Annotated in this window: 21 protein-coding genes; 11 read left to right on the top strand and 10 right to left on the bottom strand. The window is 48.8% G+C overall.

From position 1 onward, the window contains the following. Positions 1 to 60: 60 nt before the first annotated feature. A complete protein-coding gene (locus ACTHR7_RS04225; protein ID WP_371459479.1) occupies positions 61 to 969 on the bottom strand; it encodes a serine hydrolase in 909 nt (302 codons plus the stop codon). Between the two features lie 313 nt (positions 970 to 1282). Here ACTHR7_RS04225 and clpX point away from each other — a divergent pair, with 313 nt between their 5' ends. Beyond that, positions 1283 to 2548 carry an ATP-dependent Clp protease ATP-binding subunit ClpX gene (clpX, locus tag ACTHR7_RS04220; protein WP_440370375.1) on the top strand — a complete coding sequence of 422 codons (1266 nt, stop codon included), beginning with the start codon at positions 1283 to 1285 and terminating at the stop codon, positions 2546 to 2548. Between the two features lie 263 nt (positions 2549 to 2811). Here the strand turns inward: clpX and ACTHR7_RS04215 are convergent, their stop codons facing one another. Continuing rightward, the gene (locus ACTHR7_RS04215; RefSeq protein WP_070713154.1) at positions 2812 to 3045 is read right to left on the bottom strand and encodes a hypothetical protein; all 234 of its coding nucleotides are present in this window, start codon (positions 3043 to 3045) and stop codon (positions 2812 to 2814) included. A 428-nt stretch (positions 3046 to 3473) separates the two neighbouring features. Between ACTHR7_RS04215 and ACTHR7_RS04210 the strand changes: the two genes are divergently transcribed. Further along, positions 3474 to 4868 carry a DEAD/DEAH box helicase gene (locus ACTHR7_RS04210; protein WP_107867750.1) on the top strand — a complete coding sequence of 465 codons (1395 nt, stop codon included), beginning with the start codon at positions 3474 to 3476 and terminating at the stop codon, positions 4866 to 4868. Between the two features lie 180 nt (positions 4869 to 5048). Here ACTHR7_RS04210 and acnB read toward each other — a convergent pair whose 3' ends face one another. Together acnB and ACTHR7_RS04200 are read right to left on the bottom strand one after the other, a co-directional pair. Beyond that, on the bottom strand, positions 5049 to 7634 hold the full coding sequence (acnB, locus tag ACTHR7_RS04205) for a bifunctional aconitate hydratase 2/2-methylisocitrate dehydratase (RefSeq protein ID WP_440370374.1): 2586 nt from the start codon (positions 7632 to 7634) through the stop codon (positions 5049 to 5051). Positions 7635 to 7835: 201 nt separating this feature from the next. Next, entirely contained in the window at positions 7836 to 8873 is a 1038-nt protein-coding gene (locus ACTHR7_RS04200; RefSeq protein WP_070645545.1) for a sensor histidine kinase, read from the bottom strand. Between the two features lie 92 nt (positions 8874 to 8965). Between ACTHR7_RS04200 and argH the strand changes: the two genes are divergently transcribed. Next, a complete protein-coding gene (argH, locus tag ACTHR7_RS04195) occupies positions 8966 to 10345 on the top strand; it encodes an argininosuccinate lyase (RefSeq protein ID WP_070645543.1) in 1380 nt (459 codons plus the stop codon). 167 nt (positions 10346 to 10512) lie between these two features. Then, on the top strand, positions 10513 to 11037 hold the full coding sequence (locus tag ACTHR7_RS04190; protein ID WP_293208230.1) for a hypothetical protein: 525 nt from the start codon (positions 10513 to 10515) through the stop codon (positions 11035 to 11037). 50 nt (positions 11038 to 11087) lie between these two features. On the opposite strand, the gene fumC is transcribed toward ACTHR7_RS04190, so the two are convergent. Further along, a complete protein-coding gene (fumC, locus tag ACTHR7_RS04185) occupies positions 11088 to 12476 on the bottom strand; it encodes a class II fumarate hydratase (RefSeq protein ID WP_004519360.1) in 1389 nt (462 codons plus the stop codon). A 322-nt stretch (positions 12477 to 12798) separates the two neighbouring features. Here fumC and ACTHR7_RS04180 point away from each other — a divergent pair, with 322 nt between their 5' ends. The 7 genes from ACTHR7_RS04180 (at position 12799) to ACTHR7_RS04150 (ending at position 20548) form a co-directional block, all read left to right on the top strand. After that, the gene (locus ACTHR7_RS04180; protein WP_440370373.1) at positions 12799 to 14718 is read left to right on the top strand and encodes a TonB-dependent receptor; all 1920 of its coding nucleotides are present in this window, start codon (positions 12799 to 12801) and stop codon (positions 14716 to 14718) included. A gap of 57 nt (positions 14719 to 14775) precedes the next feature. Continuing rightward, positions 14776 to 15753, top strand: coding sequence for an ABC transporter substrate-binding protein (locus ACTHR7_RS04175; RefSeq protein WP_440370372.1), 978 nt, complete (start codon positions 14776 to 14778; stop codon positions 15751 to 15753). Between the two features lie 148 nt (positions 15754 to 15901). Then, positions 15902 to 16744: a GIY-YIG nuclease family protein gene (locus tag ACTHR7_RS04170; protein WP_440370371.1), complete on the top strand. Its 843-nt coding sequence runs from the start codon at positions 15902 to 15904 to the stop codon at positions 16742 to 16744. Positions 16745 to 16847: 103 nt separating this feature from the next. Then, complete coding sequence (locus ACTHR7_RS04165) at positions 16848 to 17645, top strand: ABC transporter permease (protein WP_049230919.1); 798 nt, start codon at positions 16848 to 16850, stop codon at positions 17643 to 17645. Further along, positions 17645 to 18337 (top strand): ATP-binding cassette domain-containing protein, encoded by a 693-nt coding sequence (locus tag ACTHR7_RS04160; RefSeq protein ID WP_440370403.1) that lies wholly within the window; start codon positions 17645 to 17647, stop codon positions 18335 to 18337. The genes ACTHR7_RS04165 and ACTHR7_RS04160 overlap by 1 nt, the downstream gene beginning before the upstream one ends. Positions 18338 to 18540: 203 nt before the next feature. Next, positions 18541 to 19155 carry a CadD family cadmium resistance transporter gene (locus ACTHR7_RS04155; RefSeq protein ID WP_167435446.1) on the top strand — a complete coding sequence of 205 codons (615 nt, stop codon included), beginning with the start codon at positions 18541 to 18543 and terminating at the stop codon, positions 19153 to 19155. Between the two features lie 295 nt (positions 19156 to 19450). Next, the gene (locus ACTHR7_RS04150; RefSeq protein WP_440370370.1) at positions 19451 to 20548 is read left to right on the top strand and encodes an NnrS family protein; all 1098 of its coding nucleotides are present in this window, start codon (positions 19451 to 19453) and stop codon (positions 20546 to 20548) included. A gap of 51 nt (positions 20549 to 20599) precedes the next feature. Here ACTHR7_RS04150 and pgi read toward each other — a convergent pair whose 3' ends face one another. The 5 genes from pgi to zwf all read right to left on the bottom strand — a co-directional run bounded on the left by pgi (position 20600) and on the right by zwf (position 26478). Next, positions 20600 to 22243: a glucose-6-phosphate isomerase gene (gene pgi, locus ACTHR7_RS04145; RefSeq protein WP_107867757.1), complete on the bottom strand. Its 1644-nt coding sequence runs from the start codon at positions 22241 to 22243 to the stop codon at positions 20600 to 20602. Between the two features lie 143 nt (positions 22244 to 22386). Next, complete coding sequence (gene hexR, locus ACTHR7_RS04140; protein WP_107867758.1) at positions 22387 to 23235, bottom strand: DNA-binding transcriptional regulator HexR; 849 nt, start codon at positions 23233 to 23235, stop codon at positions 22387 to 22389. Positions 23236 to 23312: 77 nt separating this feature from the next. Next, complete coding sequence (locus tag ACTHR7_RS04135) at positions 23313 to 24293, bottom strand: glucokinase (RefSeq protein WP_070461367.1); 981 nt, start codon at positions 24291 to 24293, stop codon at positions 23313 to 23315. After that, on the bottom strand, positions 24274 to 24969 hold the full coding sequence (gene pgl, locus ACTHR7_RS04130; protein ID WP_070645526.1) for a 6-phosphogluconolactonase: 696 nt from the start codon (positions 24967 to 24969) through the stop codon (positions 24274 to 24276). Before pgl ends, ACTHR7_RS04135 begins: the two co-directional genes overlap by 20 nt. A 63-nt stretch (positions 24970 to 25032) precedes the next feature. Then, the gene (zwf, locus tag ACTHR7_RS04125) at positions 25033 to 26478 is read right to left on the bottom strand and encodes a glucose-6-phosphate dehydrogenase (protein ID WP_440370369.1); all 1446 of its coding nucleotides are present in this window, start codon (positions 26476 to 26478) and stop codon (positions 25033 to 25035) included. Between the last annotated feature and the right edge of the window lie 325 nt (positions 26479 to 26803).

Genomic DNA, 26803 nt, shown 5'->3' with positions numbered 1-26803 from the left:
TTAATACCCTTTACACAAAAGGCCGTCTGAACGGTTTCAGACGGCCTTTAAGCGTAATATTTAAGAACGGCGCTGCAGCATCCAAGACTCAATCTTACGCGCATCGTTCACGCGGGTTGTGGAAGACGGAGAGTTGAGCAATACAATGGTAATCGGCTGATTCTGTACATTGGCCTTAACCACCATAGAACGTCCTGCTTCACGAATATAGCCGGTTTTCTGCAATTCGATATTCCAGCTGCCCTCACGCACCAAGGCATTGGAGTTTTTGTAGTTTTGACGACCATTTGCCGTCCAAACCGAGCCGTAATTTGAAGTCGAATTTTTGCGAATCAGCGGATACTTACTGGCTGCCGCAACCATGCGGTTCAAATCGCGTGCAGTGGAAACGTTTTGGAAATTCAAACCGGTAGGCTCATAGAAACGACTGCTGGTCATACCCAGGCTTTGCGCTTTGGCATTCATAGCCGCAACAAATGCGCTCATACCGCCCGGATACGTACGGCCCAATGCATGAGTAGCACGGTTTTCACTGCTCATCAGGCTCAGGTGCAACAGTTCGCCGCGTGTCAGCGTTGTGCCGATGCTCAAACGGCTGCCCGTACCTTTCAAACGGTCGATTTCAGCCTCGGTAATCGTAATCGGCTCGTTCATATCCAGATGTGCATCCAACACCACCATCGCGCTCATCAATTTGGAAATAGAGGCAATCGGCATGACACGATCAGGGTTTTTCTGATACAGCACTTCACCGGTTTTATTATTGAAAATCAGAGCAGATTGCGAAGACAGCAGAGGACCTGCCAAAGCGGCTTGAGCTTCGACTTGGTCGGCATGACTCAATGCAAAAGCTTCCAGCGGGTCATTTTGCACTGGGAAATTTTGCTCCAAAAATTGTCCCAATACATCCATATCATTGGCAACGGCAGGCGCAGAAGCAAAGGCCAATGCCACACCTGTCCATACCATTCCTAAAGTTTTATAGATTTTCATATCTGCCAATTCAAAAAAATACATTTAATTCAACATTCTGTTAAATTTTTCAACAATTGTAAAGCGAGTTGAGAAAACTTTGCGTTTGTTTGCGAGATATTCAAATCCAACGTCCGTATCTGTTTCTTAGACGATACGGCGCAATGCCTGCTCTGATTTGAAAAAACACAAGATAGTCATTATACTTAGGCTCCTTTGTCAGAGGCATTCCCTCAATCCGGCAATACGCCCGAAATATCTGTTCCCCCTTTACAACACAGCCTCCATACAACCATACGAAGAAATTATTATGTCTGAAGAAAAACGCACCTGTTCATTCTGCGGGAAGTCCGAAAACGACGTTAAAAACCTGATCGAAGGCGAACACGCCTTCATCTGCAACGAATGTGTAGAAACTTGCGGCATAATGCTGCAAGACAACGAGTTCGGCGAAATTGAAAACGAGCTTGTCAAAGCGAAAGAAGAAAACGCCGAGAAAAAACTGCCTACCCCGGCCGAAATCGTTGCCAACCTCAACGACCACGTTATCGGTCAGGAACACGCAAAAAAAGCGTTGGCAGTATCGGTTTACAACCACTACAAACGCCTGCGCCACCCGAAAGCGGAGGGCAAAGTCGAGTTGTCCAAATCCAATATCCTGCTCATCGGCCCTACCGGCTCAGGTAAAACCCTGTTGGCGCAATCTTTGGCGCGCAAACTGGATGTACCTTTTGTCATGGCGGATGCCACAACTTTGACCGAAGCCGGTTATGTCGGTGAAGACGTCGAACAAATCATCACCAAACTTTTGGGCAAATGTGATTTTGACGTTGAAAAAGCCCAGCGCGGCATCGTTTATATCGATGAAATCGATAAAATTTCACGCAAAAGCGACAATCCGTCCATCACACGCGACGTATCCGGCGAAGGCGTGCAACAAGCCTTACTGAAACTGATTGAAGGCACGGTAGCCAGCGTTCCCCCTCAAGGCGGACGCAAACATCCAAACCAAGAATTCATCAACGTTGATACCACCAACATCCTCTTTATCTGCGGCGGCGCATTTGCCGGCTTGGAAAAAGTCATCCGACAACGTACTGAAAGAGGCGGTATCGGCTTTGGTGCAGCGGTACACAGCAAAGATGAAAACGCCGATATTTCAGCCCTGTTTGAAACAGTCGAGCCTGAAGACTTGATTAAATTCGGTCTGATTCCCGAGCTTATCGGCCGTCTACCCGTGATTGCCACATTGGCAGAATTGGACGAAGATGCTTTGGTCAACATTTTGACCGAACCGAAAAACGCCTTGGTCAAACAATATCAAACCTTGTTTGCAATGGAAGATGTCGGCCTTGAGTTTGAAGAAGATGCTTTGCGCAGCATCGCCAAACTGGCGATGGAACGTAAAACCGGTGCGCGCGGTCTGCGTTCTATCGTCGAACGTTGCCTCTTGGACACCATGTACGCCCTGCCAGATTTGAAAGGCGTAGCAAAAGTCGTCATCAATAAAGAGGTCGTGGAAAAAGGCGATCAGCCAAAACTTTTCCGTGAAGACGGCAGCGAATATAAGCAATAAGGATCATTCTCTAAAAAAGACGTGTAACCGTTACACGTCTTTTTTATTTTTTAATAAAACCAAAAGCATATCTTTGAATAATGGCCTTATACATGAAAAAACAAAGGCCGTCTGAAACATATTCAGACGGCCTTTGTTTTCAAGTTGCTCTAAGTCTGCCTTCATCCGGAGTATTGATGATGGTGACTTCCTTGAATTTTATGAAACTTATTTTTTTGCTTTTTTAACAGCTTTTTTAGCAGGAACAGCAGTTTCAGAATCAGCTACAGGCTCGCAGCAGGATCGGAAGCAACTGATTCAGCTGTACGTTGATAGCCTTTGCCTTTCATGCAAGCATCAAATACAGCGCGGTCAGCATTTTCACCAGATGCTTGTTGGCATTGAGTCATTGCTTCTTCAACAGTGATGCGTGGCACTGCCGCTTCTTCAGGTTTGGAAGAAGAACAAGCTGCCAACATCAGGCTACCGGTTGCAAGAGCGATTAATAAAGTTTTCATAATTGTATATTCCTAAATTTTGATTTTATGGTTTACCGTTAAACGGGAGATACAGGCTACAAAACAAGCTCTGCACCTCAATATTGAGTACATGAGTGCAATTTAGTTTCATTTCAACCTGTAAGTTTTTGATAAATTAATTCTATTGAAGTTAAGACAAATGCTTAATCCCCAATAAACTCAAAATCTTGCAGACTAGTCATTTTTTCTGTTTTTTCACTGTAAAAATATCAAAACGTGGCTGTTGCTAATCGCAACCATCATTTGGGGAGTCCCTCTTTTTATGGCATAATGGACTACTTACCGGATAGTTCCGTACCCCTTTTTTCAAACCGCAGAATCAACATCATACTGCGGTTTATCCATTTCAGAATCAGATTTTTCAGACGGCCTCATTATTCAAAAGGCCGTCTGAACAGAAAGCCACCATCATGAATCCTTTCTCTTCACTCGGTTTAGGCAGCGAATTAGTCTCTGCCCTGACCGATCAGGGTTATGAAAACCCGACGCCTATCCAAGCCGCAGCGATTCCTAAAGCATTGGCAGGACACGACCTTTTGGCCGCAGCACAAACCGGCACAGGTAAAACCGCCGCCTTTATGCTGCCCAGTCTCGAACGCCTGAAACGCTACGCCACATCCAGCACCTCCCCTGCCATGCACCCTGTCCGCATGTTGGTATTGACCCCGACCCGCGAATTGGCCGATCAAATTGACCAAAACGTGCAGGCATACATTAAAAATCTTCCTTTGCGCCATACCGTCCTCTTCGGCGGCGTCAATATGGACAAACAAACTGCCGACTTGCGCGCCGGTTGCGAAATCGTCGTCGCTACGGTTGGCCGACTGCTCGACCACGTTAAACAAAAAAACATCAATTTAAACAAAGTTGAAATCGTCGTACTCGACGAAGCCGACCGTATGCTTGATATGGGTTTCATCGACGATATCCGTAAAATCATGCAGATGTTGCCCAAACAGCGACAAACCCTGCTTTTCTCCGCCACTTTCTCACCGCCTATCCGCAAGCTTGCGCAAGATTTTATGCACACGCCCGAAATGGTTGAAGTGGCTGCGCAAAACACCACCAACGCCAATGTCGAGCAACACATCATTGCCGTTGATGCACTCAAAAAGCGCAACCTGCTCGAACGTCTGATTGTTGATTTGCATATGAATCAAGTCATTGTATTCTGCAAAACCAAACAAAGCGTCGATCAAGTTACCCGCGACCTCGTCCGCCGCAACATTGCCGCCCAATCCATCCACGGCGACAAATCCCAACAAAGCCGACTGGAAACCCTCAATGCCTTTAAAGAAGGCACATTACGCGTTTTGGTTGCCACCGATGTTGCTGCGCGCGGCCTGGATATTGCTGAGTTGCCTTTCGTCATCAACTACGAGTTGCCAACCCAACCTGAAGACTACGTCCACCGCATCGGACGTACCGGCCGGGCCGGTGCTGACGGCGTTGCCATTTCCTTGATGGATAAAACCGAACAGAAAATGTTTGAATCCATTAAAGAGCTGATCGGCAGCGATTTGAATGTGGAACGCATCGAAGGCTTTGAGCCGCATTGGTGGGGCAACGACAATCAAGATGAAGCCAAAGCGCAACCGGTTCAATACAACGACAGCCGCTCTCGCCGCGATGATAGAAACAAACGCAACGAATACGCGAGCAAGTCAGACAAAAGCTCGAAAAAAGCAGAAGAGAAAAACGATCCGGGTATTGTCTGCGGCAAAATTGCCGGCAGAACACGCCGCAGCCGTCACGAGCGTCAGCCTTGCGCCCTGCTTCAACCTGGTTTTGGCGTAAAGTAAACAACGCTGATTAATCGGTTTTCTGATTATTTATCCTAAGTAAAGGCCGTCTGAAAATCATCTTTCAGACGGCCTTTTATTAAACTAAAAATAAAAAGGACGTGATGAACACGTCCTTTTTTCCGTTTCAGACGGCCTTTATTATTTAAGGCCGTCTGAAAATCGGTTTATCTTGCTATATTAAACATTCACGGTTTCGGCTACTTCGTTGTAGCTGTCGATTTCGTTGAAGTTCATGTAGCGGTAGATTTGGTCGCCCTGCTCGTTGATGATACCGATATTGGCTTGGTATTCTTCAACAGTCGGGATTTTACCCAGTTTGGAGCAGATCGCCGCCAACTCAGCTGAGCCGAGGTAAACAAAGGTGTTTTTACCCAAGCGGTTCGGGAAGTTACGGGTAGAAGTGGACATTACAGTCGCGCCTTCGTGTACTTGTGCTTGGTTACCCATACACAATGAGCAACCCGGCATTTCCATACGCGCGCCTGCACGGCCGAGTACGCCGTAGTGACCTTCGTCAGACAACTCTTTCGCATCCATTTTGGTTGGAGGAGCCATCCATAGACGTACCGGGATGTCGGTTTTACCTTCCAAAAGTTTGGAAGCGGCGCGGAAGTGGCCGATGTTGGTCATACAAGAACCGATGAACACTTCGTCGATTTTGGTGCCGGAGCGTTCAGACATGAAGCACACGTCGTCTGGGTCGTTCGGGCAGGCAATAATCGGCTCTTTGATGTCGTCCATGTTGATTTCAATCACGGCAGCGTATTCGGCATCTTTATCCGCTTCGAGCAATTCAGGATTTGCCAACCATGCTTCCATGGCTTTGATACGGCGTTCCAAAGTGCGCGAATCTTGATAGCCGTTGGCAATCATGTTTTTCATCAACACAATGTTGGATTTCATGTACTCGATAATCGGCTCTTTGTTGAGCTTCACAGTACAGCCTGCAGCGGAGCGTTCAGCAGACGCGTCAGTCAATTCAAAGGCTTGTTCTACTTTCAAATCAGGCAGGCCTTCGATTTCGAGGATGCGGCCGGAGAAGATGTTTTTCTTACCGGCTTTGGCAACAGTAAGCAGGCCTTGTTTAATCGCGTACAGCGGAATGGCGTTCACCAAATCGCGCAGGGTAACGCCCGGTTGCAGTTTGCCGCTGAAGCGTACCAATACAGACTCAGGCATATCGAGCGGCATTACACCAGTAGCTGCTGCGAAAGCAACCAAGCCGGAGCCGGCAGGGAAAGAAATACCGATAGGGAAACGGGTGTGGCTGTCGCCGCCGGTACCGACTGTATCAGGCAACAACAGACGGTTGAGCCATGAGTGAATCACGCCGTCGCCCGGACGCAGGGATACGCCGCCACGGGTAGAAATGAAGGCGGGCAATTCTTTATGGGTTCTCACATCGACAGGTTTTGGATAAGCGGCGGTGTGACAGAAAGACTGCATCACCATATCTGCTGAGAAGCCCAAGCAAGCCAGGTCTTTCAATTCGTCGCGAGTCATAGGGCCGGTAGTATCTTGCGAGCCGACAGTAGTCATGCGTGGTTCGCAGTAAGTACCCGGACGCACGCCTTTACCTTCCGGCAAACCGCAGGCACGACCAACCATTTTTTGCGCCAAGGTGAAACCGGCTTTGCTTTCAGCTGGTGCTTGAGGCAGACGGAACTCGGTAGAAGCAGGCAATTTCAGTGCTTCGCGCGCTTTGGCAGTCAGACCGCGACCGATAATTAGGTTGATACGACCACCGGCTTGTACTTCATCCAGCAATACTTGTGATTTCAGGCTGAATTCGGCAACGGTTTCGCCATTTTTCACGATCTTGCCTTCATAAGGCAGGATATCGACGACATCGCCCATTTTCAGCGCGGAAACATCGACTTCAATCGGCAGTGCGCCGGAGTCTTCTTGAGTATTGAAGAAGATAGGAGCAATTTTGCCACCCAGGCATACGCCGCCGAAACGTTTGTTCGGTACGAACGGAATATCTTCGCCTGTATGCCAAATCACAGAGTTGGTAGCAGATTTACGTGAAGAACCGGTACCGACCACGTCGCCAACGTAAGCAACCGGATGGCCTTTGGCTTTGAGTTCTTCCAATAATTTAATCGGACCGACTTCGCCCGGTTTGTCAGGATTGATGCCGTCGCGCGGGTTTTTCAACATCGCCAGCGCGTGCAGAGGGATATCAGGACGGCTCCATGCGTCAGGTGCAGGAGAGAGGTCGTCTGTATTGGTTTCACCGTCGACTTTGAATACGGTAACAGTGATTTTTTCTGGAACTTTGGCACGAGAAGTGAACCATTCGGCATCTGCCCAAGATTGCAATACTTCTTGCGCGTATTTATTGCCTTTTTCGGCTTTTTCTTGAACATCGTGGAAAGAGTCAAACATCAACAGAGTATGTTTCAGACCATTTGCAGCGATAGGTGCAAGTTTGTCATTGTCCAAGAGTTCGATGAGTGCATGAATGTTGTAACCGCCAAGCATGGTACCCAACAGCTCGGTAGCATACTCAGGGGAAATCAGCGGACTGGATGCGCTGCCTTCGGCAACAGCTGCCAAAAATGAGGCTTTAACTTTGGCGGCATCGTCCACACCGGGTGGTACGCGGTAAGCCAACAGCTCAACCAAGAATTCACCTTCACCGGCAGGTGGATTTTTCAGCAGCTCAACCAAATCAGCAGTCTGCTGAGCAGTCAGAGGAAGGGCGGGAATACCAAGGGCGGCGCGCTCGGCGGCGGCTTTACGATAGGCTTCTAACATCTCTTTGTTCCTTTTTTCTGTTTTTTCTTCTGGGCAGTTGCAAATGATTTGCAATTAAGGATTGTGAACAATCCTTTTAAGCATCATAGACCAGTTTTCAAAAAATGGGAACAGTTATGTTACTGAATGTAATAAATTTAAACTATTTTATTTAATGTATTAATAGTCCAATTTATCTCAAGCCGCTCTCTTCTACGCGTTTTAGCCAAACAAACGGGAAACTTCGGCTGATTTTTTACGGTACGGCAAGATGATTTCAACACGGAACAGGCCGTCTGATTGGATGCTTCTGATTTTCGCGTCGGTGTCATACATCAAAGTCAGGCGCTCTTTCAGATTGCGCAAGGCCATAGAATTGCCTTTATGCGGCTTGGTATTTTCGTTAGGTTCCGTTCCGCACGGATTTTCGATACTGATGAAAATAGATGATTTTTCCAATTTTGTTAATACCGTAATTATTCCTGGACGGTGGATAGATTCGACGCCATGGAATACGGCATTTTCCAAAAGCGGTTGCAGCAGCAGATGCGGCGTTTCCGCATCGTCGGGCGCATGGTGTTGCCACATGACCTGTACGCGCATATGTCCCATGCGGATTTGCTCGATGGCAATATATTCCTGCGCCCATTCAATCTCCTGCCCCAAGGTGCTGTTTTGACTACCATCGCGCAGTTGTGCGCGGAACAGGTTGGCCAGATTTTCCAGCAAAGTTTCCGCATCATACGGACGCAGACGGATTAAGCTGATGGCGGCATTCAGGCTGTTAAACAAGAAATGTGGACGGATACGCGCCGTTAACGCGCTCAGTCTGGCTTCGGAAATGGAAGGCGCGAGGCTGTTGCGGCGGGCCGCTTCGATGTACATGAAACTGAAACAAAAAAAGGTCAGCAAGAAGAAATGTTGGATCAACGGCCAAAGCTCTGTCTTCAAAATCACTAAATCGACAAACAAGAAAATCAGCAGGTTGGAGACGTAGGAAACCACGACGCTGTACTGCGAGCGAAGCAGGGACGGCGCAAATGCCTGTAAGAAATAGACCTTGAGTAAAATTAAAAGGATGACGGGGCAAGCCCATGAAAAATGTTGGAAAATCTGTTCCGGATAAGGCACACCCGATACCGTCATCAACGGAAAGATAAACAAACTGATTAACAAAACAATGAGCAGGCGCACCAAAGTTGCGGAATTGCGCAAATCCGGCACTGCGAAATTCTGGTTTATTTGACGTATAATAGACATGATTTCAACCGTTTTCTTTCATAATGTATAGACGGGTCTGCTATATTGAAGACGTAGACCCTGTTTTTTATTTATATTTTAAGGATGCTGATATGAGCAAGGACAAAACCTGGTCAGGCCGTTTTAACGAACCTGTTTCCGAGCTGGTCAAAAAATATACCGGCTCGATTGATTTTGACAAACGACTGGCAGAATGGGACATCCAAGGCTCGCTGGCACACGCGCAAATGCTGACACAGTCGGGCGTTTTGAGCGAAGACGACCTCTCCGCCATCCGTCAGGGCATGGCCGAGATTATAGCAGAAATCAAAGAAGGAACGATTTCCTGGTCGCTGGATTTGGAAGATGTCCACATGAACATCGAACGCCGCCTCACCGACAAAATCGGCGATGCCGGCAAACGCCTGCACACCGGCCGCAGCCGCAACGACCAAGTCGCTACCGACATCCGCCTGTGGCTGCGCGATCAAATTACCGTTATTCAAAGCCTGATTCAAAACCTTCAGACGGCCTTGATTGATTTGGCGGAACAAAATGCCGAAACCGTCATGCCCGGCTTTACCCACCTGCAAGTTGCCCAGCCGGTCAGCTTCGGGCATCACATGCTCGCCTACGTTGAAATGCTCGGCCGCGATTTCGAGCGCATGGCCGACTGCCGCAAACGCGTCAATCGTATGCCGCTCGGCGCAGCAGCACTGGCCGGTACCACCTACCCGATTCAACGCGAAATTACTGCCGAGCTGTTGGGCTTTGAACAAATCTGCCAAAACTCGCTCGATGCCGTATCTGACCGCGATTTTGCCATTGAGTTCACGGCTGCCGCGTCTCTGATTATGGTTCACCTGAGCCGCCTTTCCGAAGAATTGATTTTGTGGATGAGCCCGCGTTTCGGCTTTATCGACATTGCCGACCGTTTCTGCACCGGCTCGTCCATCATGCCGCAAAAGAAAAATCCCGACGTACCCGAACTCGTGCGCGGTAAATCCGGTCGCGTGATTGGCCACCTGATCGGCCTGGTTACCCTGATGAAATCGCAACCTTTGGCATATAACAAAGACAATCAGGAAGACAAAGAGCCTTTGTTTGACACTGCCGACACGCTTATCGACACCCTGCGCATTTACGCCGACATGATGCGCGGCGTGACCGTCAAACCCGACAATATGCGCGCCGCCGTAATGCAGGGTTTTGCAACGGCTACCGACTTGGCGGATTACTTGGTGAAAAAAGGCATGCCTTTCCGCGACAGCCACGAAGTTGTTGCCCAAGCCGTGCGCCATGCCGATGAAGCTGGCGTTGATTTGAGCGAATTGCCGCTTGAAGTCTTGCAAGGTTTCAGCGGTTTGATTACCGACGACGTGTACAGCGTGCTGACACCCGAAGGCAGCTTAAACGCGCGTAACCACTTGGGCGGCACTGCGCCTGAACAAGTCCGTTTCCAAGTGAAACGCTGGCGTGAATTATTGGCTTAAACCCATCTAAACACATAATAAAAGGCCGTCTGAAAATTTTCAGACGGCCTTTTGATTACCTGTGTTACACTCAACCGCACAATAAAAACAGATAAACCTAAACTTACCTTCAAACGAGAAAACACGCCTCCTGACTTTGCCGCCATCTTCATACTAAAGGAGCAAGGATGAAAAACATTGTCTTAAAATTGATCATGATCTGCTTATGCTGCGGATGCTATGCCGTATTCGTTGCCTGGGAAAATGGCGGATTCAGCCAGCTCCATGATTTTCAAGCAATAGAGAGCAACGGCATGAGCGTATACCTTCATCAAACCTCCCCCGCAGCCATGCAGGCCGAAAAAAACGAGCTGTCGATTTTGCAAAACAACCAAAACAGCTTAGCCTCTTGCGTCGGCATTGAATCTTTATGCGAACACGCCAAGCCAGGAATCTGGGTTGAACATGCCAAATTCTTGCAACACAAAGACACGGGCAAATTATTGGTACTTTCGTTGGACTATTTGGAAAACAATGACACCGCAAAAACCCTACACAACCGCTATACTGCATCGCTCCTCCCCCAAGCAGACAGAAAGGAGGCGTGGCATTACGCCTGGCGTACATTTTTGAGCTCAATAATGTTTCTAATGGTCGTCAATCTGACGCCAATGATTTTTACCCTATTCGAGGAAAAAACAAGCACAGCATAAAAACATGCCGTCTGAAAACATTTTCAGACGGCATGTTTCATTATTAAAGCTTAACGCGGATGAACCATATCGGCAGGAACAACCAATTCGTCAAACTCTTCGCCTGTCAACAAGCCCAATTCGATGGCGGTTTCGCGCAGCGATTTGTCGTTTTTGTAGGCGGTTTTGGCAACTTTGGCGGCGTTTTCGTAGCCGATTTTACGGTTTAACGCAGTAACCAGCATCAGGGAATGGTGCAGGAAATAGTCAATTTTTTCCGGCACGGGTTCGATGCCGACGGCGCAGTTTTCATTAAAGCTGTTGCACGCATCGCCCAGCAGGCGGATGGATTGCAATAGGTTGTAGGCGATAACGGGCATATAGACATTCAGCTCGAAATTACCTGACGCGCCCGCCATGCCGATGGTAACGTCGTTGCCGAACACTTGGCAGCACACCATGGTCATCGCTTCGCATTGGGTCGGGTTGACTTTGCCCGGCATGATGGACGAACCCGGCTCGTTTTCGGGGATTTTGATTTCGCCCAAACCGCAGCGCGGGCCGCTTGCCAGCCAACGGATGTCGTTGGCGATTTTGTTCAGGCTTGCCGCCAGCGTTTTCAATGCGCCCGAAGCGGCAACGGCGGCATCGCGTCCGCCCAAGGCTTCAAATTTGTTCGGCGCGCTGACAAATGGCAGGCCGGACAGTTCGGCGAGTTTGGCGGCGGCTTTTTCGGCGTATTCGGGATGGCTGTTTAAGCCCGTGCCGACCGCCGTGCCGCCCAAAGCGAGTTCATACAAGTCTTTAAGCGCATCATTCAGACGGCCTAAACCGTGATCGAGCTGGGAAACGTAGCCGGAAAATTCTTGTCCCAAAGTCAGCGGCGTCGCGTCCTGCAAATGGGTGCGGCCGATTTTGACGATAGGGGCGAATTCTTTGGCTTTTTTGTCCAATGTATCGCGCAGGGCTTTTACCGCCGGAATAAGGTGGCGGTTGATTTCAATCGCGGCGGCAACGTGGATGGCGGTCGGGAACGCGTCGTTGGTCGATTGCGCGTGGTTCACATGGTCATTGGGATGGACGGGCTGGTACGCTGCCAAACCCGTACCAGCGATTTCGTTGGCGCGGTTCGCCAGCACTTCGTTCATGTTCATATTGGACTGCGTACCGGAACCGGTCTGCCACACTACCAATGGGAACTGCCCGTCGAGCTTGCCGTTCAACACGTCGTCCGCCGCCTGAGTAATCAAATCCGCCTGTTCAGGCTTAATCCTGCCGAGGGAAACATTGGTGGCGGCTGCGGCTTTTTTCACCAGCGCCAAAGCATAAATCAACGGCTGCGGCAGGGTTTCGCCGCCGATTTTGAAATTGTTGCGGCTGCGCTGGGTCTGCGCGCCCCAATAGGCTTCGGACGGGACTTCGACATTGCCCATGGTGTCGTGTTCGGTACGGGTACTCATGCGTTTCTCCTACATTTAAATAGAAATAATAATGATTCGTAAAATTATTATAACCAGCAATAGGCCGTCTGAAAAGAGAGATATTTTTTCAGACGGCCTATCTGCCTTATAAACGGAAAACACAAACGCAAAATAAAACCCAAATACAAACCTCGCCAACACTCCCCTCTTCTAAAAGTTTTCAGTCCGTATCGGCTTGTGTTCAAGGCTAAAGCTTTCCTTACCGACAATAAAGTTTTGTCGGCTTCAGACACTTTATCGTTTCTTTACTTTGCTTCTCTCTAAGAGCATAATAAATAAAAATGATTATCAGGAGATAGAGATGAAACGAAAACATTTGGTTTACCTGTTAATGAGCAGTTTTGCCGCTGCAAACGGTTTTGCCGAAACCTTGGCAGACCCTGATGAAATCCAGCCTGTCAAAACCTTCTCCCCTCCCAAACCGATTGCACCGACCGCCGCACAAGGCTATTTCCCCGAAAACCAATTCGACCGCACCGACCGCAGCGATCATTACTTTGTTACCGAAAACATAGACCAAGCCTTCCGTCCGCTGAAAGCGAACAGCGGCTTTTACGGCAAAAGCTTTTACAACTCCGTTACCGCGCAAGCGCGTGGGGCAAAGGTGTACGGCGTGGCCAACCTCAATCACACCAAGGCCAACGACTATAAAGACGGCGACGGCAATCAGACCGATTGGAAATACAGCCGTTTCAATCAAGCTTTGGTACTCGGTTTCGTGCCGTCTGAAAATCAGGAATACCGCCTCACCTACCTACACGACGACATCGACAACGACCGCCAACCGCAGTTCGTCAACGACGCATTGGACACCGAACGCCACATCGCCAAACTCAACGCGCGTTGGGGCAATGCTGATTTGAGCAATACGGTCAGTGCTGAAGCAGGCGTCATCAAACTCAAACGCCATGCCGACAATTACTCCCTGCGCCCAAACAACACGCCGCAGCAAGTGTTCGTAGAGCTTGACCGAAAAGTGTACGACTTCTCGCTCAAACATGATGCAGACTTCGGCAAATTCCACAACACTGCCGCCGTCAGCTACCGCAACGACAGCCAAAACGGCGAGCGCAACGCCCACACCGCCATGCGCGATTTCCTCAACGGCTACCGTTTCGCCGATGTACACCTCGACCGCTGGCGCATTGCCGATACCCTATCTTACAAGTTTGACGACCAACACAAACTAGGCTTGGGCTTAAGCTACGAAATCAACGAAGCGGATGTACGCAAAAATACGGCGCAACCCGCCCATCCGATGAACCGCAACCTTGCCTTCGCCTCATCACAACAAATCTGGAAAACCCATTACGGCTACGACTTCAACGGCAAAGTTCGCCGTCATGCCTTCTCAGGCGAACTCAAATACGATTTCACGCCGTCTGAAACGCAAAAATACAGCGTCTCCCTTGCTCACTTAGAACGAATCGGCGACAACACCGAACGCTTCAACTCGCTTGCCGCCATCGTGCAAAACCGCATGAACGGCGCGCTGATGAACCAAAACCCAGCCGCCGCCATCGCAGGCAACCCCCTGCTGAAAACCGAAAAACACAACCGCATCAAGCTCACCGCCGACAGCCGCAACGACTACTACAACGGCTACATGAACTCGTTGGCAGGTGCAGGCTGGAACATGGGCGGCACACTTGTGGCAGACAAAGTCAAAGACCTGATTATTTTTGACCGCGCTCACGGACAAAGCGGCACGGCTTCCAAAGGCGGTGGCATTATCACACGCAACGTGGACGCGCGATTGTTTACCGCGCAGGCCTACGCGCGTTACAACTTCAATCCGCATTGGGCGGCAGGCATTAAAGCCACCTACAACTACGGACACAATGAAACCGACGGCAGGCCGCTCTATCAAATCCGTCCGTTTGAAGCCGCCGTCCAAGCCGACTACAAAAACTACTTTGCCCACGGCAGCTACAACATCGGCGCCGCAACACGCTTTGTCGCCAAACAAACGCGCGGCGATTTTGACGCGGCAAGCGGTCTGGGCATAGACAAACGCGAAGCCGCCAAAGTCTTTACCGTTGCCGACGTGTACGCAGGCGTAAACATCAAAGACAAATACGGCTTACGCTTGGGCGTGAACAACGTGTTCAACAAAAAATACGCCGAACACATCAGCGGCGACCACGTCCTCGCCCTGTCGCCCAGCGTAGTGTATGCACCGGGCAGGACATATTGGTTGAGTTTGCATGCGGCGTTTTAAAATCAGGCCGTCTGAAAGAATGCCTACACTGGCTTATTAAGAATTAGGAGATAAAAAATGGATATGAAAAGACGTGATTTCTTAAAAATGACCGCTGCGCTGGCAGCCGCAGGCGTTTCGCCTTCATTGTTGGCAGCAGGTAAAGAACAATTTACCGTGTACGGCGCGCCGGCAATGCCCAGCGTTACCATTGCCGTAGCAGCGTTGCAAGGCAAACTGGCGAAACAGGCAGATGTATCGCTGAAAATCTGGCGATCGCCCGACCAGCTGCGCGCAGGTGTAGCAAGCGGACAATTTAAAGTCATGATGAGCCCGAGCAATGTCGGCGTAAACCTACGTAACCAAGGGCAGAAAGTCGGCATGGTCAATATTTTGACCAACGGCATCACGCAGCTGATGTGCAAAGGCAGCGCGATTGCCTCGCCGCAGGATTTGGTCGGCAAAAAAATCCTCGTGCCGTTTAAAAACGATATGCCCGACATCGTGCTGCAAGCCTTACTGAAAAAACTGAAAATCGACGCACACAAAGTCGGCATCACTTACACCGCCACGCCGCCCGAAGCAGTCGGACTGTTTTTAAGCAAGGACTACCACGCCGCCATCCTGCCCGAACCGATGGCAACCGCCAGCCTACTTAAAGGCAAAACCATGGGCGTAAACGTCGTGCGTGGATTTGACTTGGTGAAAGCATGGGGACAGGCGTTTGACACCAAACCGCTGATTCCGATGGCAGGCATCATCGCCAACGAGGAATATTTCCACGCACATAAAGCGCAGTTCGACATCTTCCATCAGGATTTGAAAAACGCGCTCAACTGGATACTCGCCAACCGCCAAAGCGCGGCGAAAATCGGCAAAAACTACCTCCCCGCCCCCGAACCCGCCCTAGTCATAGGCTTGGACGGCGCGCGGCTGACGGTAACCAAAGGCAGCGAAGTGAAGAACGAGATTTTGAAGTTTTACGAAATCCTGATGCAGTTCAACCCGAAACTCTTGGGCGGCAAGCTGCCGGATAACGGGTTCTTCTTGGCTTAAAAACCTCAGGGTGGGCATCCCCGCCCACCAAAGTTTGGTGCTTCAAAACTAACAACATCAAACGGATATAATTAAGATGTTTGGTCATAACCCAATTTGCTATTATGAATATAAAAGAAATATATTTTGAAGAAGCGTACTTTAAATTATGTTTGATACTGAATCTATAGGATATGTCTATATTTTGACTTCTAAAAATTGTGATAGTGTAAAAATTGGAGGTAGTAATTATCCACCGATTAAGCGTATTAAAGAAATCAACCAAACTGAACCTTATAAAAAATTAGGAAAATGGGAACTGGCAGATTTTAGACAAGTAAATAATTGGCGGAAAGTAGAACATTATTTACATTATCGATTTAGAAGCTGTCTAAATACAAATCAGGCTAACCAAAAGGAGCTTTTTTATTTAAGCGTTAAAGAAGCATCTGATGCTTTGAATGATTTGGATGAAAACCTGATTATTCACAAACCCAAAGTAGATAGGATGTTTCAAGATGAATATTTATGTTCTTATCTAAAGAATTTATTCATATTGTCTGGATTGGTACACTGGTTGGAATACCAAGGGGTATGGACATTTTCACTTTTCCCGTCAACAAATGGCGGCAGATATTTTACGTTGAATATCGGGTCTCATGAGGTAGCTTTTAGTACCTTAAATAGAAAGAATACACAAAGCACCCATATGATATTGTTAGATAAATTAATTTTAGATTTTCCAGAAACAATTTCTTGGATTGAACAACATGGATATATTGAAAAGAGTTATTACAAAACAGTTTTACCGAGAGCGATTTCCATTTTTTTAAATGGTACCTTTGATATCGCGCTAGATTTTTTAAAAAAAGATGGGGTCAGACGTGCATTAATTGCTTATTGGTATGACTCTTTATTTAATTTGAAAGACAGCAACAAATGCAGTGTTTATGCACGTTTCCATAACTATAACGCCATTGCAAAACTCAATACAATTTGCAGTACACCGTAGTTACTGTTGACTACCTGAAAATAACACTAATAATCTGAAAATTGGATTAAAGCATCCACATACCCAACCTGCTGATTTCAAAATACAAACCAACACCCAAACCATGATTAAAACCGACAAAATCCGCAAACCGCAGCCTGCGGTGTTTTACATTATCGACTACCTTTGGAGCGGCTTTGCCGGTCTGAGCGTGGCGATGGTGGTGGTGGCGTTGTGGGCGTGGGGCAGTGCCGTGTTCGGCGAATTTATGCTGCCTGCGCCAGTGGAGGTGTTTCAAAAGTCATTGGATTTATTGAAACATTTTCAGGAAAACGAAATCGGGATTTCGCTGTGGCGGTCGGTGGTGGGCATTTCGGTTGCGCTGGTGGCGGGATTGGCGGCGGGACTGGTGGCGGGCAGTTTTAAGACGGCGATGGCGTTGCTCAAGCCTGTGATTACGATTTTGTTGGCAATGCCGCCGATTATTTGGGTGGTAATGGCTCTGTTTTGGTTTGGTTTCGGCAATCCGAGTGTGTTGTTTACCATCATTGTGTTGGTTGCGCCGCTGACGTTTGCGAGTGCGGCGGTCGGGATGGCGAGCGTGAACAAGCAGCATGAGGAATTGTTTGACGCTTATAAATTAGGCCGTCTGAAAAAAATCCGCTATCTGTATATCCCGCACCTGACGGGCTATGTGATTTCCAGCATCGGCGTGGCGGTGGCGATGGGGGTGAAGGTGGTGATTATGGCGGAACTCTTGGGCGCGAGCGAAGGCGTGGGCGCGCGGATTGCGGACGCGAGGGCGATGCTGGAGACTTCGACGGTGATGGCTTATGTGGTGTTGGTTATCGTGTTTGTATCGCTGTTTGAATACCTAATTACCAAGCCTTTGGAAATTTTGTTTATGCCGTGGAGAAGATGATGCTCTGTCTTGAAAACGTGCGTTTTGAAATTCTCCGCGACCCCATCGTGCGCGATTTCAGTTTGAACTTGCAACATGGTGAAGTGAAAGCCTTGTTCGGGCCGAGCGGCTGCGGCAAGACGACGGTTTTGCGGCTGATTGCGGGCTTGGAAACGCCAAAATCGGGCACGATACGCAATACTTTCCGCAAAACGGGTTTTCTGTTTCAGGAAAACCGCCTGCCGGGAAACTTGACCGCGATGCAGAATATCGCTATTTTTATGGACAAACCCGATGAAGGCGAAATCATCGCGCTGGCGGCGAAAGTCGGGCTGACTGCGGGCGATTTGAACAAATATCCGACCGAATTGTCCGGCGGCATGGCGAAACGGGTAGCATTTTTGCGCCTGCTGCTGTGTGGTTGCGACCTTGCTTTGCTGGACGAGCCGTTTGTCGGTTTGGACCGCGATTTACGCGATATTTTGGTTGCCATGCTGGTGGAAAAAATCGAGCGGCAGGGCATGGCGTGTATGCTGGTAACGCACGACCGATTCGAAGCCGCGCGCCTGAGCCATGAAATCATGCTGCTTTCCGCTAAGGGCATGAACGTGCAAAACGTGATAACCCTGCCCACGCCGCTATCCGAACGCGATTCGGCTTTTGAAGAAGCCGTGGTGGCAAGGGAGTTTCAGGGGATTCATTATTATGAGTGATGAGGGAATCTGAGTGTCTGATGAACTTTGCGGTTCGTTGCCCTCTCCCTAACCCTCTCCCACGGGGAGAGGGTTAGGGAGAGGGTAAGCAAGCCGCAGGCTTGCCTCTTTAGCGAAAGATACGAATCTGTTATCCGAACGCGATTCGGTTTTTGAAAAAGCCGTGGTGCCAAGGAGGCAGGGGATTCATTATGAGGTGCTTTATGTTTTCGACTGTGATTACTGCTGCTGTTTTATATATTGCTACAGCAGTAGATTTGTTGGTAATACTATTAATATTTTTTGCTAGAGCAAATACTAGAAAAGAATATCGAGATATTTATATCGGACAATATTTAGGTTCTGTAATTTTAATATTAGTTAGTTTATTTCTAGCTTTTGTTTTGAATTATGTTCCGGAAAAATGGGTGTTGGGTTTATTAGGTTTAATACCGATTTACTTAGGTATTAAAGTTGCTATTTACGACGATTGTGAGGGCGAAAAAAGAGCTAAAAAAGAATTGGATGAAAAAGGGTTGTCAAAATTAGTCGGTATTGTTGCTTTGGTTACAGTTGCTAGTTGTGGTGCAGATAATATTGGACTTTTTGTTCCTTACTTTGTGACTTTAGATCTTGTCGACTTATTAGTTACTCTTCTTGTATTTTTAATATTGATTTTTGTTTTAGTATATACAGCACAAAGATTGGCTAATATTTCAGGTGTTGGTGAAATTATAGAGAAGTTTAGTCGTTGGATAATGGCTGTTATTTATATTGGTTTAGGGTTATTTATTATTATTGAAAATAATACAATTCGAACAATAATATCAATAATATGAATGATACGGGTATTTGAGTATCTGACAAACCTTGCGGTTCGTTGCCCTCTCCCTAACCCTCTCCCACGGGTAGAGGGAATCAAGTTGCTGAAAATCAAAGAGTGCAGGATTGGGAATTAGATGGCAGGTAAACCTGAAAATGTTCAGGCTCGACAGCCCAATTCCCTCTCCCCGTGGGAGAGGGCTAGGGAGAGGGCAAGCAAGCCGAAGGTTTGCTTCTTCAATACAAGATACAACCCTGTCCTCCCAATAAATCTATATCCGAAAGCATCTTCATGCAGAATCAAGCCAAACCATGAATAAGTTTTTCACCCACCCCATGCGGCCGTTTTTCGTCGGTGCGGCGGTGCTTGCCATACTCGGCGCGTTGGTGTTTTTCATCAGCCCCGGTGCTGTCATTTTGCACCGCCAAATCTTCTTAGAACTCATGCTGCCTGCGGCATACGGCGGCTTCCTGACTGCAGCCATGCTCGAATGGACGGGTTATAAAGGTCGTCTGAAACCTGTCGCTACTTTGATGGCGGCATTACTGCTCGCCGCATCTGCCATACTGCCCTTTTCGCCGCAAACTGCCTCGTTTTTCGTCGCTGCCTATTGGCTGGTGTTGCTGCTGTTCTGCGCCTGGCTGATTTGGCTTGACCGCAACACGGACAACTTTGCCCTACTAGTGCTGCTTGCCGCGTTTACCATTTTTCAGACGGCCTATGCTGTCAGCGGCGATTTGAACTTACTGCGCGCGCAAGTACATCTGAACATAGCGGCGGTCATGTTTGTATCCGTCCGCGTCAGCATTCTTTTGGGCGCGGAAGCCCTTAAAGAATGCCGTCTGAAAGACCCCGTATTCATCCCCAACGTCGTCTATAAAAACATCGCCATTACTTTCCTGCTCTTGCACGCCGCCGCCGAACTTTGGCTGCCTGCTCAAACCGCCGGTTTTACCGCGCTCACCGTCGGCTTTATCTTGCTCGCCAAACTGCGTGAACTTCACCATCACGAACTCCTACGCAAACACTACGTCCGCACTTATTACCTGCTCCAACTCTTTGCCGCTGCAGGCTATCTGTGGGCAGGCGTGGCAAAACTGCAAAACCTGCCCTCCTCCGCCCCATTACACCTGATTACCCTCGGCGGCATAATGGGCGGCGTGATGATGGTGTGGCTGACCGCCGGACTGTGGCACAGCGGCTTTACCAAACTCGACTACCCCAAGCTCTGCCGCTTTGCCGTCCCCCTACTCTTTATGGCCGCCATCTCGCGCGCTTTCTTGATGAACGTGAACCCGATATTTTTCATCACCGTTCCTGCGATTCTGACCGCCACTGTATTCGTACTATATCTTTTCACATTTGTACCGATATTTCGGGAAAATGCGTTTACGGATGATCCGGAATAAAACAAAAGGCCGTCTGAAAATTTCAGACGGCCTTAGCTTTAAATAAATGCTTTATTTGTTGGCATTCAAATAAAGATTAATCAGGCGTGTAGTGGAGCTGTCGTGTTTTTGCACTTCGGTCTCGCCGGTCAATTCTGCAAGAATAGTTTTGGCCAGTTGTTTACCGAGTTCTACGCCCCATTGGTCAAAGCTGTTGATGCCCCAAATAATGCCTTGGACGAAGGTTTTGTGTTCATACATGGCAATCAGGCTGCCCATATTGCGCGGGTTGATTTTGTCCATGAGGATAAGGTTGGTCGGACGGTTGCCGGAGAAGGTTTTGTGCGGAACCAGCTCTTCGATACGCGCTTCATCCATGCCTTGGGCTTGAAGCTCGGCGCGTACTTCGTCAGGCGTTTTGCCACGCATAAAGGCTTCGGCTTGGGCAAAAACGTTTGCCAACAGAATTTCGTGGTGACCTTGCAAATTGCTGCGTTTTTCAAGAGAGGCAATGAGATCAATCGGCGTGATGTGCGTACCTTGGTGCAGCAGCTGGAAGAATGCGTGCTGGCCGTTGATACCGGTTTCGCCCCAAATAATCGGCGAAGTTTCGTAACCGACCGGTTTACCGTCGAGGGTAACTTGTTTGCCGTTGCTCTCCATATCGAGCTGCTGGATAAATTTAGGCAGGCGGTGGAGATGTTGGTCGTAAGGCGCGATAACGTGGCTGCCGCCGCCGTAATAGTTGATATACCAAATGCCGATAAGGGCAAGAATAACCGGCAGGTTGCGCTCCAGCGGCGTGTTGATGAAGTGTTGGTCCATCAGATGCGCGCCATTGAGCATTTCGATGAAGTTTTCTTCGCCGAGATACAGCATAATCGGCAGGCCGATGGCCGACCACAGGCTGTAACGTCCGCCGACCCAGTCCCAAAATTCAAACATATTGGCGGTATTGATACCGAATTCGGCAACGGCTTTTTGGTTGGTCGATACGGCAACGAAGTGTTTGGCCACGGCGCTTTCATCGCCTGCATGATCCAAGAACCATTTACGCGCGGTCAGGGCGTTGGTCAGGGTTTCTTGGGTGGTAAAGGTTTTGGAGGCAATGATGAAGAGGGTGGTCTCGGGGTGGACTTTGGACAATACGTCGCGCAGTTGGGAGCCGTCCACATTGGAGACGAAGTGCATGTTCAAACGTGGATGGCCGAAAGGCTTGAGCGCGGTACACATCATCAGAGGGCCGAGGTCAGAGCCGCCGATACCGATGTTGACGACGTCGGTGATGACTTGGTTGGTATAGCCCAACCAGCTGCCGCTGCGGACTTCATGCGCGAACTCGCCCATGCGTTGCAGGACATGGTTGACCTTAGGCATCACATCTTCGCCATCCACGACGATGGGGGCATTGGTGCGGTTGCGTAGGGCAACGTGGAGTACGGCGCGGTTTTCTGTCGTATTGATTTTTTCGCCGTGGAACATTTGCTGCATCCGTTCCGGCACGCCTGCTTCACGAGCCAACTCGAACAACAGTGCCATGGTTTCGTCGTTGATACGGTTTTTAGAATAATCCAAAGTCAGGCCGCCAACCTGCAGCCAGTAGCGCTCGGCACGTTCGGGATCTTGCTCGAACATTTCGCGCATGTGTTGTTCTTTGGTTTCGTCAAAATGTATCCATAATTTTGACCAAGCTGGTAAATCGTGAAGGTGTTTCATCGGATGCTCTCCTGGATAGTGGACAGTTTTGTTGAGAAAACGGCCGTGAGGTCGTCTGAAACGGGAACGGGGTGGTTTCCGTTTTTTGAGGTTTCAGACGGCCTTGATGTGGGTTGGGGCCGTCTGAAGATATCAGTGAAGAATCAATCTTTATCGTATTCGATGTGTTTGTTATGTATGCTTTTTTTACTTTTTTGCAGTTGAATGCTGGCAGTGTCGCCCAAACGCAAGGCCAAGCCGATGGCAAGAATGTCGATAACGGCCAGCTGCAGAAGACGGGACACCATAGGCGTATAAAGCTCGGCATTTTCCTGAGTGGCAATGCTCAATACGCAGTCGGCCATTTGTGCCAACGGCGAATCATTGCGGGTCAGTGCGATAACGGCTGCGCCGTTTTCTTTGGCGATACTGGCCGCGTCCAATAATTCGATAGATGAGCCGGTATTGGAAATCGCCACCAACACATCCTGTTCGGTCAATACGGAAGCCGCCATCAGCTGGGTATGCGTATCGACATAGGCAACGGTGGACATACCGAAGCGGAAGAATTTGTGTTGCGCATCTTGGGCAACGATGCCGGAGTTGCCGACACCATAAAACTCAACGCGTCGCGCGTGCATCAAAATGGCAATCGCGTTTTCCAGCTCGGATTCTTTCAGGAAGCGGCGCTCGCCCAAGAGGGAGGCTGCGGCATTGCCCAATACTTTTTCGACCACGCTGCCCATGTTGTCATCGGCGTTCAATTCTTCATGAACGTAAGGCATACCTTCATGACCGATACTGGCAGACAAAGCGAGTTTGAACTCAGGCAAGCCTTTGTAACCCAAGCTGCGGCAGAAACGGATTACAGTCGGCTGACTGACGGATGCACGCTCGGCGATTTCGGCCACAGCGGCATGAACGAACCATTTCGGCTCGGCCAACGCAGATTCGGCAACTTTGCGTTCTGCGCCGGAGAGATTGGACAATGATTCGCTGATTTTGCTTAACATATACTCTACCCTTTGATTTTTTGACGTTCAGGACAAGGGTTTTTTCCACCCCCTGCCCTGCACCGCCGTTTGTGTGTTTAAACGTTATTTAAATGATTGTCTAATGCGACCGCCGCGCCGACGATGCCCGGAAACTCGCTCAATACGACATACACGGGAATAGCGGCAAGATAAGCCTCAAAGCGGCCTTTATTTTCAAAGCGGCTGCGGAACGGGGACGTTTTAAAGTAATCCAACACGCGCGGGATAATGCCGCCGCACAAATACACGCCGCCGCGCGCACCCAATGACAAAGCCAAATTGGAAGCAACCGTACCCAGCATGGCGCAGAAAATATCCAAAGTCTGACGGCAAATCGGCGATGTTCCGCTCAATGCCTTATCGGTGATTTCCGAAGGTTTCAGACGGCATTGTTTGATGTTGTCGCGTTTGGCCAATGCTTCGTAAATCAGGCTCAAACCTGCGCCGCTCAAGAAACGCTCGGCAGAAACATGGCCGTATTTGTTTTTAGCGTATTGCCAAATCAACACTTCCATATCGTCAAACGGCGGGAAGCTGGTATGGCCGCCCTCGCCTGCCAATGCCACCCAGCCGGCAGCGCTGTGCACCAAACCGCTGACACCCAAACCGGTACCCGGGCCGATAACGGCTTTAGGTGCAAATTCGATGGGCTTTTGACCGCCGATTTGTACCAAGTCATTCTTTTCAGTTTTGGTCACTGCCAAAGCTTGGGCGGTAAAATCGTTCAACAGAATCAACGTTTCAAAACCCAAAGCCTGACGGGTGGTCTCGATGGAAAACGCCCAGTGGTGGTTGGTCATCTGCACCCAGTCGCCCAAAATCGGATTGGCAATCGCAAAGGCGGCGTGCAAAACTTTCGGGCTGCCTGCGCGTTCCAAATAAGTTTTGACGGCATCAACGACGGTATCGTAATCTTTACAAGGTAAAACTTCAGCCTTCTCAATCACTTGCGGTGCAGTTTCAAGCGCAAAACGGGCATTCGTACCGCCGATATCGGCGACCAGGCGGGGATAAGCTTCAGTGTGCATAGTAGACATGGCAGTTAATTCCTTGGTGATTGAGAATCAGGCTGGTCGGATATTCGGTATCAGCCCTTGTGGCAGCTTTATCAAATACTGCTTTTTTCTCTGCGCCTTGAATGGCCAAAAATACATTCGGCGTCTTGGCAATCGCACCCAAAGTCATGCTCACACGCTCATGCGGCGCGGTAACCGGCGTAGTATGAATCAATGTCGGGTCATTGGCTTCATTGATTGCGGCCTGTAATTGAGGCGCTTGAGGAAACAACGACGCCGTATGCCCGTCTGAACCCATGCCCAACACCAGCACGTCAGGTTGCTTGTAATGTTTCAATGCATAAGCAACGACAACTTCAGGTTGTAATTCAGTTTCAGACTTTCCGTCTTCAACAACAGGAATCCATGTGGCAACGGTCGCGTTATTTTTGAGCAGATATTCGCGTACCAAGCCTGTATTGCTGTCGGCATACGTGGTCGGAACAATACGCTCGTCCACCAAAGTAATGCCGACGTTTTGCCAATTTAAATCTTTTTGCGACAAAGCCTCGAAAAACGCAATCGGCGAACGACCGCCGGAAACGGCCAAAACCGCATGGCCTTTCTCATTCAACGTGGCTTGCAATGCGGCGGCAACAGCATCGGCGAGAGCTTGCGCGGCAGTTGCAGCGTTTTCTTGTTCGTGCCAAACAAACATGTTTCGTCCTTTCATGGTTTCAGACGGCCTTTTGTTGGAAAACAAGGCCGTCTGAAAGAAATATTATTGCTCTTCGTGCCACTTGTTGCCGTCACGGGCCAACAGCGCGCGCGCAGCTTCAGGACCCCAAGAATGGGCTTCGTAAGCATGTGGAGGTGTTGTATTGTTCGCCCAGTTTTCCAAAATCGGCATCACATATTCCCAAGCTGCTTCGAGTTCGTCACGACGGTTGAACAAAGCGAGTTTGCCGTTAATCACATCCAGCAGCAGGCGCTCATAAGCCTCGGCACGGCGACCCTCTACGGCTGTGCCCAAGTCCACACCAATCGGTGTCACTTCGACTTTGTTGCCAGCACCCGGGGTTTTCACTTGTGTGTAAAGACGGACGGATTCGGTCGGTTGTAGTTCAATAACCAAACGATTCGGCGCAGGTTGGCTGTTGTCAAAAATATGGTTTTGCAGCGGACGGAAGTTCAACACGATTTCCGCCACTTTGTCTGCCATGCGTTTGCCGGTACGCAGGTAGAAAGGTATGCCTTTCCAACGCTCGTTTTCGATTTCGGCTTTGATGGCGACATAGGTTTCAGTGAAACTGTCTTTCGGCACATCGACTTCTTCCAAATAGCCATTCATACCGTTTGCTGCAACATATTGGCCGCGAATAACATTTTCGTTGACGGATTCGATGGTCAGCGGTTTCAGAGATTTGATGACTTTCACTTTCTCGTCGCGTACGGCATCAGCATCCAAGCTTGCCGGTGCTTCCATTGCAGTCATACAAAGCATTTGCATCAAGTGGTTTTGCACCATATCGCGCAACGCGCCGGTAATGTCGTAAAACTCACCGCGTTCTTCCACGCCCAGCTGCTCGGCGATGGTCAGCTGTACGCTCTCAATATATTTGTTGTTCCACAAAGGCTCGAACATCACATTGGCAAAACGCAAGGCCAGCAGGTTTTGCAGGCTTTCTTTACCCAAATAATGGTCGATACGGTAGATTTGTTCTTCTTTGAAATAACGGGCTACATCTGTATTGATTTGTTGGGAAGAAACCAAGTCCGTACCCAACGGTTTTTCCAAAACCACGCGCACGTTATCGGCATTCAAACCGATTTCGGCAAGGTTTTCACAGGCTTGCGCAAAGAATTTCGGTGCAGTTGAGAGGTAGATCACGACATTCTCAGTATTCTTGCGCGCTTTTACCAAGTCGCCCAAAGCAATGAAGTCGTCTTTCTTTGTCACATCGACTTTTAAATACTCGAGACGTTGGATGAACGATTCCCACGCTTCATCTGAGAAGTTTTGTTTGACATGGATTTTAGAATTCGTTTCTACTTTAGCCAAAAAGCCTGCGGTATCCAATTCGCTGCGGCTTACGCCCAAAATACGACCTTCGGGATGAAGCAAACCGGCTACATGCGCCTGATACAGGCAAGGCAAAAGTTTACGCATTGCCAAATCTCCGGTCGCGCCAAACAACACCAAATCAAAATTTGTCTGTGTACTCATCGTTTCATCTCTCGTTGAGGAAGCTTGCTTCAAAACTTTTGGACTGTCGTCATCTATAAAAATCGATTAGAATCAAAAGCCTTTAAGCAATAAGCAGTAAAAAACCAATCGCCTGCACCAAAATTTCAAACAAGCGGGCTAATGAGTAGTAATACTACACATGGCTACAGATTTTGTCCATTCTCATTTTTACAAATTGTTTGATTTAACATAAAAGTTTGATGACTTTTGCAGCCTGCCATTTTACGAATTGACCATACCTCGATTTAAATCAAATTTCTTCCACTTAGTGAATTATTTTGTAACAAAATTACAGAATTTGTAC

The sequence above is a fragment of the Neisseria sp. P0007.S010 genome (assembly GCF_051962875.1).
Taxonomy (GTDB): Bacteria; Pseudomonadota; Gammaproteobacteria; order Burkholderiales; family Neisseriaceae; genus Neisseria; species Neisseria subflava_A.
Note: the sequence above shows the minus strand (reverse complement) of the source record. Positions and strands in the feature narration are given on the sequence as shown.

What these genes read in the sequence shown, in the direction of transcription:
- ACTHR7_RS04225 (WP_371459479.1), bottom strand. Translation starts at nt 969, where the DNA reads ATGGTATGGACAGGTGTGGCATTGGCCTTTGCTTCTGCGCCTGCCGTT.
- clpX (WP_440370375.1), top strand. Translation starts at nt 1,283, where the DNA reads ATGTCTGAAGAAAAACGCACCTGTTCATTCTGCGGGAAGTCCGAAAAC.
- ACTHR7_RS04215 (WP_070713154.1), bottom strand. Translation starts at nt 3,045, where the DNA reads ATGAAAACTTTATTAATCGCTCTTGCAACCGGTAGCCTGATGTTGGCA.
- acnB (WP_440370374.1), bottom strand. Translation starts at nt 7,634, where the DNA reads ATGTTAGAAGCCTATCGTAAAGCCGCCGCCGAGCGCGCCGCCCTTGGT.
- ACTHR7_RS04200 (WP_070645545.1), bottom strand. Translation starts at nt 8,873, where the DNA reads ATGTCTATTATACGTCAAATAAACCAGAATTTCGCAGTGCCGGATTTG.
- argH (WP_070645543.1), top strand. Translation starts at nt 8,966, where the DNA reads ATGAGCAAGGACAAAACCTGGTCAGGCCGTTTTAACGAACCTGTTTCC.
- ACTHR7_RS04190 (WP_293208230.1), top strand. Translation starts at nt 10,513, where the DNA reads ATGAAAAACATTGTCTTAAAATTGATCATGATCTGCTTATGCTGCGGA.
- fumC (WP_004519360.1), bottom strand. Translation starts at nt 12,476, where the DNA reads ATGAGTACCCGTACCGAACACGACACCATGGGCAATGTCGAAGTCCCG.
- ACTHR7_RS04180 (WP_440370373.1), top strand. Translation starts at nt 12,799, where the DNA reads ATGAAACGAAAACATTTGGTTTACCTGTTAATGAGCAGTTTTGCCGCT.
- ACTHR7_RS04175 (WP_440370372.1), top strand. Translation starts at nt 14,776, where the DNA reads ATGGATATGAAAAGACGTGATTTCTTAAAAATGACCGCTGCGCTGGCA.
- ACTHR7_RS04170 (WP_440370371.1), top strand. Translation starts at nt 15,902, where the DNA reads ATGTTTGATACTGAATCTATAGGATATGTCTATATTTTGACTTCTAAA.
- ACTHR7_RS04165 (WP_049230919.1), top strand. Translation starts at nt 16,848, where the DNA reads ATGATTAAAACCGACAAAATCCGCAAACCGCAGCCTGCGGTGTTTTAC.
- ACTHR7_RS04160 (WP_440370403.1), top strand. Translation starts at nt 17,645, where the DNA reads ATGCTCTGTCTTGAAAACGTGCGTTTTGAAATTCTCCGCGACCCCATC.
- ACTHR7_RS04155 (WP_167435446.1), top strand. Translation starts at nt 18,541, where the DNA reads ATGTTTTCGACTGTGATTACTGCTGCTGTTTTATATATTGCTACAGCA.
- ACTHR7_RS04150 (WP_440370370.1), top strand. Translation starts at nt 19,451, where the DNA reads ATGAATAAGTTTTTCACCCACCCCATGCGGCCGTTTTTCGTCGGTGCG.
- pgi (WP_107867757.1), bottom strand. Translation starts at nt 22,243, where the DNA reads ATGAAACACCTTCACGATTTACCAGCTTGGTCAAAATTATGGATACAT.
- hexR (WP_107867758.1), bottom strand. Translation starts at nt 23,235, where the DNA reads ATGTTAAGCAAAATCAGCGAATCATTGTCCAATCTCTCCGGCGCAGAA.
- ACTHR7_RS04135 (WP_070461367.1), bottom strand. Translation starts at nt 24,293, where the DNA reads ATGTCTACTATGCACACTGAAGCTTATCCCCGCCTGGTCGCCGATATC.
- pgl (WP_070645526.1), bottom strand. Translation starts at nt 24,969, where the DNA reads ATGTTTGTTTGGCACGAACAAGAAAACGCTGCAACTGCCGCGCAAGCT.
- zwf (WP_440370369.1), bottom strand. Translation starts at nt 26,478, where the DNA reads ATGAGTACACAGACAAATTTTGATTTGGTGTTGTTTGGCGCGACCGGA.